Origin of the sequence: Pseudoalteromonas sp. 2CM36K, from assembly GCF_023161865.1 — a bacterium.
Lineage (GTDB): Bacteria > Pseudomonadota > Gammaproteobacteria > Enterobacterales > Alteromonadaceae > Pseudoalteromonas > Pseudoalteromonas tetraodonis.
On the sequence record NZ_JALNTK010000048.1, the window covers coordinates 1 to 1,534 of the forward strand.

At 40.4% G+C, this 1,534-nt stretch carries 5 tRNA genes; 2 read left to right on the plus strand and 3 right to left on the minus strand.

What is annotated here, in order from left to right:
- Nucleotides 1–2: 2 nt before the first annotated feature.
- The 3 genes from MTN97_RS17740 to MTN97_RS17750 all read right to left on the minus strand — a co-directional run bounded on the left by MTN97_RS17740 (nucleotide 3) and on the right by MTN97_RS17750 (nucleotide 407).
- Nucleotides 3–75, minus strand: a tRNA-Glu gene (locus tag MTN97_RS17740).
- A gap of 144 nt (nucleotides 76–219) precedes the next feature.
- Nucleotides 220–295, minus strand: a tRNA-Glu gene (locus MTN97_RS17745).
- A 36-nt stretch (nucleotides 296–331) separates the two neighbouring features.
- Nucleotides 332–407: transfer RNA gene (locus tag MTN97_RS17750), tRNA-Ala, on the minus strand.
- A 662-nt stretch (nucleotides 408–1,069) separates the two neighbouring features.
- On the opposite strand from MTN97_RS17750, the gene MTN97_RS17755 reads away from it, so the two are divergent.
- Together MTN97_RS17755 and MTN97_RS17760 are read left to right on the plus strand one after the other, a co-directional pair.
- A tRNA-Val gene (locus MTN97_RS17755) sits at nucleotides 1,070–1,145 on the plus strand.
- A 148-nt stretch (nucleotides 1,146–1,293) separates the two neighbouring features.
- A tRNA-Val gene (locus tag MTN97_RS17760) sits at nucleotides 1,294–1,369 on the plus strand.
- The last annotated feature ends 165 nt before the right edge of the window (nucleotides 1,370–1,534 follow it).

Consider the following 1,534-nt stretch of genomic DNA (forward strand, 5'->3'; position numbering starts at 1 on the left):
GGCGTCCCCAAGGGGATTCGAACCCCTGTTACCGCCGTGAAAGGGCGGTGTCCTAGGCCTCTAGACGATGGGGACACAGAGTATGTGTCACTAGGACAATCGATTAGTTTAACTCACATCCTGAGCTTTTAAGGTAATGGCGTATAATACAAATAAAGACTCGAGCTTTATGTGTTACGCTATTTTCTCGGTAAAACCGCCTTTAACTAAAAAGTTAAATGGCGTCCCCAAGGGGATTCGAACCCCTGTTACCGCCGTGAAAGGGCGGTGTCCTAGGCCTCTAGACGATGGGGACACAGAAAACTGTTACCCTAGGACAAACACTAAAAATTGGTGGAGCTATGCGGGATCGAACCGCAGACCTCTTCGCTGCCAGCGAAGCGCTCTCCCAGCTGAGCTATAGCCCCAACTTATTCAATACGCTCGGTAATAATCACGTCGTGTATCGCTTAGTGCGGGGCGCATTCTATGCACCCCCCAAAATAAAGTCAACAGTTTTTTATGCGACATTATTTAAATGGTTTAAATTTCAACAAACTGGCTATCATACGTGCTAAAAAACAGATTTTCATACTAATTTAGATGTCACGTTGCGCTTTACGTTGTTGTACTCGCCACATGTATACGACTGAGTACCCTATTCAACCGATAATATGAGTTTGAATATGATTTAAAGGGTATACATTTATATGCAAATTAGCTTGGTGCTGTTTTACTACTAAAAAAGCGCTGTTCATTGGCATGTTAAACTTTAAATAACTTTTATTACCCGCTAATTTGTATCACGCAATACAATTATTGAAAGTTAGCCTTTTATTACATAAATATTTTATTGTTTATCCCACCACCAATGATATCTATTTAGTCTACGCCGCCGACTTTAAATAAACATTAAGCTTAACAATTGTTCGTTTAATATTAGTTTGTTGATAAAGTGAACACCGTTCGCACTGTATTGTTTATAAAAGCTTCATTCAGCACATTTTTATCATTCAAGTGTTGACACATTTGCAACTCTATCTATAATAGCGCCCCACAACAACGCAGCAATGTGGTGTTGTTTAGATGCGGGTGATTAGCTCAGTTGGGAGAGCATCGCCCTTACAAGGCGAGGGTCACTGGTTCAAGTCCAGTATCACCCACCACATTTTAATGTGTCGTATCTAATATTCTATATGGGGCGTTAGCTCAGTTAGAAAAAAGAGAGCTCACCGTTATTTACAAGTAACGGCAAGGTTCACTGGTTAAAGTCCAGTACTATTTATTTTAATAGTAGCGTTTTAATTTATATGTGGGTGATTAGCTCAGTTGGGAGAGCATCGCCCTTACAAGGCGAGGGTCACTGGTTCAAGTCCAGTATCACCCACCACATTTTAATGTGTCGTATCTAATATTCTATATGGGGCGTTAGCTCAGTTAGAAAAAAGAGAGCTCACCGTTATTTACAAGTAACGGCAAGGTTCACTGGTTAAAGTCCAGTACTATTTATTTTAATAGTAGCGTTTTAATTTATATGTGGGTGATTAGCTCAGTT